The 3,614-nt window shown below is 69.1% G+C and carries 3 protein-coding genes; 2 read left to right on the top strand and 1 reads right to left on the bottom strand.

Features of this window, described 5'->3' with window-relative positions; all coding sequences use genetic code 11:
* The coding region (locus I55_RS14100) for a TonB-dependent receptor (RefSeq protein WP_159107194.1) at positions 1-900 on the bottom strand (900 nt) is incomplete at its 3' end.
* A 495-nt stretch (positions 901-1,395) separates the two neighbouring features.
* On the opposite strand from I55_RS14100, the gene I55_RS14095 reads away from it, so the two are divergent.
* Positions 1,396-2,697 (top strand): efflux RND transporter periplasmic adaptor subunit, encoded by a 1,302-nt coding sequence (locus I55_RS14095; RefSeq protein ID WP_083901109.1) that lies wholly within the window; start codon positions 1,396-1,398, stop codon positions 2,695-2,697.
* On the top strand, positions 2,694-3,614 hold a 921-nt coding region (locus I55_RS14090), incomplete at its 3' end, for an efflux RND transporter permease subunit (protein ID WP_044561221.1). The genes I55_RS14095 and I55_RS14090, both read left to right, overlap by 4 nt.

The raw sequence follows: 3,614 nt of genomic DNA, 5'->3' as shown, positions 1-3,614 counted from the left end.
GATCAGTTCACCCCGGCTGTCCACCGGCAGTTCGCCGGCCAGGCCCTGGCGGGTATCCACCCAGGTGGCCGTGACGGTCAGGCGGCCGGCGTCGCCCATGTCCAGCTGGTGCTTCAGGAACAGGTTGCGTTCCCGCCGGCTGGTGCGGTCGCGCCAGCCGTCGCCGCGTTCCTGGCCCGCGTCCACCAGCAGGGCGCCGCCCTTGACGGTGGGGGTCTGCAGCAGGGCGTCGATATGCAGCCAGCCATCGCTGCCGGCCTGCAGCGTCACCTCGCGCAGCGGGTCCGCCGTCACGTCGCGGGTCAGGTAGTTGACCGTGCCGCTGATGGCGCCCCGGCCATACAATGCCGACATGGGGCCGCGCACCACGTCCACCCGGCCCACGGCCGCGAAGGGCAGCTGTTCCAGGTCCACCTCGTCATCGCCGGTGACGAAGGGCACGCCGTCCATCATCACCACCAGGGTGTCGTTGTGCACCTTGGCGGGAACGCCGCGCAGGGTGATGGAGGTGTAGGTGCCCATGTCGTTCTTCGACACCAGCACGCCCGGCAGGTCCGTCAGCTCATCACCGATGAACAGCACGCCCTTCTGCTCGAAATCGGCGCGCGACACGGTGGACACGCTGGCCGGCACATCGCGCAGCGCCTCGGCCCGGCGGGTGGCGGTCACGACGATCTGGTCCAGGGGGGACTGGGTGTCGTCGGCAGCGGTCGAGGTGGGGGCCTGCGGGGCGGCCGGCGCGGCGGGGGTCTGCCCGCCGGTGGTATGGGGATCGTCGGTATGTCGGCCGCTGGTATGGTCGGCGGTATAGGAGGACGACGCGTCTGCAGCCAGGGCGGCCGAAGCCGGGACGACGGGCGAACCCGCCAGGATGGTGGACAGCAGCAACAAACGGCGCATCGTTTCAGAAGCCTCCTTACGGTCTTTGCAAAACGGAATGTGGAAACGGCGCCGGTGTACCCCATCCCGGCCGGCCTGCGAAGGGATGTCGATGCCACGGCCGGGGATGGGCGCTATGTCCGGCGCGGTTGGGAGCGGGCTCCCATCGGCACGCTTGCTACCAGTGGTGGCGAGGTACATCCTTTGGGGCGGTGCTGCCCCAAGCCCCTCCGACTTTAAGGATAGTGCCGGGGGCGGGTGTATCTCTTATAAGACTGCGAAAACCGGGAGCCGCGACGTTCCGCCCGCTTCCAAGGGCAGGGTCAGCCGTGGCCGCCAGCGCAGGGTTGGGTCGTAGATGCCGACGCGTGAACTGACAGGGCTGGGCATGCCGCCCGCCGTCCGGAAGGCGGCGGTTGGCCGGTTTTTCGCGCGCGGTAACGCAACTGTCGCCGTTTTGCCTCATGATCCCGCCGGCTTGATCCCCTATGTCCGCCCGTCTTCGGAGAAGTTCTGATGAAGCGTCCCACGGCTGTCGCCGCGATGGCCCTTGCCCTGGTCGCCCTTTATGGCGGATATCGCCTGTGGGCTGGCAAGTCGGGGCAGGACACCTCCGTGGCCGAGGCGGCCGTTCCATCAGGGAAGCCGTCGGGACAAAAGGGCAATGACGGCCCCGTGCCGGTGGTGACGACGCGTGTCCGCCGGGGGGCCATGCCAGTGGATGTGACGGCGGTGGGCACCGTGCAGCCCATCTCCACCGTGCAGGTGCGCGCCCGCATCGACAGCCAACTGATGGAGGCGAAGGTGGAGGAGGGGCAGGAGGTCAAGGCCGGCGACCTGCTGTTCCTGCTGGACCAGCGCCCGCCCAAGGCCCTCCTGATGCAGGCGGAGGCCAACCTGGCCCGCGACCAGGCCAATCTGGCCCAGGCGCGGTCGGACGCCCAGCGCAACGCCGGCCTGTTCGCGCGCGGCGCCGTCTCCCTTCAGCAGAATGAGCAGGCGGCCGCCACCGCCAAGGCGCAGGAGGCCACGGTGCTGGCCGACCAGGCCGCGGTGGACCAGGCGCGCCTAACCCTGGCCTTCACGGAAATCCGCTCCCCCATCGATGGGGTGGTGGGCAGCATCCAGTTGCGCCCCGGCAACCTGGTGAAGGGCAGCGACAGCGGCTCCACCCTCACCACCCTGGTGCAGGTGGCGCCCATCAATGTCGCCTTCACGGTGCCGGAGAGGCATGTGACCGCCGTGCGCCAGGCCATGCGCACGGGCACGGCGCCCACCGTGTCGGTGAAGACCACGGACGGCCTGGTCAGCGCCACCGGCCGCCTGGTCTTCGTTGACAACACGGTGGACCAGCAGTCCGGCACCATCCAGTTGAAAAGCCTGTACCAGAACAAGGATCGCGCCCTGTGGCCGGGCCAGTTCGTCGATGTGACCTTGCACCTGGGGGCCGAGCCGGACGTGCTGTCCGTACCGGCGGTGGCGGTGCAGCGGGGCCAGGCCGGTCCCTATGTCTTTGTCGTCAAGGCCGATGACACGGTGGACATGCGTCCGGTGACGGTGGCGCGCTTCGCCGAGCAGGGCGCCGTCATCTCCGCTGGTGTCGAAGCCGGGGAGCGCGTGGTGACTGAAGGGCAACTGCGCCTCGTGCCTGGCGCCAAGGTGACGGAGCGTGCGTCAAATAAGGTTCCTGGCCAAGTCCCCGGCCAGGCCCCTGGTCAAGGCCAGGGTGGCCTTGAGGCCGATGGTGTGGTGGCGCCCACCGGCGCCAGCGTCGGCCGTGCCGCACCGGACCAGGCCAGCGGAAAGGCGCGGACGTGACCATTTCCGAGCTTTGCATCCGCCGGCCGGTGATGACCGTCCTGCTGATGGCCGCACTTATTTTCGGTGGCATCCTGGCCTATCGCTACCTGCCGGTGGCTGCCTTGCCCCGCGTGGACTTCCCCGTCATCAGCGTCAACGCCAGCCTGCCTGGCGCCAGCCCGGACACCATGGCGTCCTCGGTCGCCATCCAGCTGGAGCGGGAATTCTCCACCATTGCCGGCATCGACAGCATCACGTCATCCAGCGTGCAGGGCAGCACCACGGTCAACATCCAGTTCGAGCTGGACCGCGACATCGACAGCGCGGCGCTGGACGTGCAGGCGGCCCTGTCGCGGGTGCAGCGCCGGCTGCCCATCGAAATGACCACGCCGCCCAGCTACCGCAAGGTCAATCCGGCCGACCAGCCGGTGCTGCTGCTGACCTTGAGCAGCGCCACCCTGCCGCTGAGCCAGGTGGATGAGTACGCGGAGACGCTGCTCAGCCCCGCCATCTCCACCCTCAGCGGCGTGGCGCAGGTGCAGGTCTGGGGCGCGCAGAAGTTCGCGGTGCGCATCCGCCTGAACCCGGAGGCGCTGGCCGCCCGCGGCATCGGGGTGGATGAGGTGCAGAACGCCATCGCCGCCGCCAATTCCAGCACGCCGGTGGGCGTGGTCTCCGGCTCCGCCCAGCAGCTGATCCTGGAGACCAATACCCAGCTGTTCGACGCGCAAAGCTTCGCCCACCTGGTCATCGCCACCCGCAACGGCGCGCCGGTGCGCCTGGGCGATGTGGCCAGCGTCATCGACGGGGTGGAGAACGACAAGACCGCCAGCTGGCTCAACGGCACCACCCGCACCATCGTGCTGGGCGTCCAGCGCCAGCCCGACGCCAACACGGTGGCGGTGGTGGACCCGGTGAAGCGGGTCATTCCCACC

The organism is Azospirillum sp. B4 (assembly GCF_000333275.1).
Taxonomy (GTDB): Bacteria; Pseudomonadota; Alphaproteobacteria; order Azospirillales; family Azospirillaceae; genus Nitrospirillum.
Note: the sequence above shows the minus strand (reverse complement) of the source record. Positions and strands in the feature narration are given on the sequence as shown.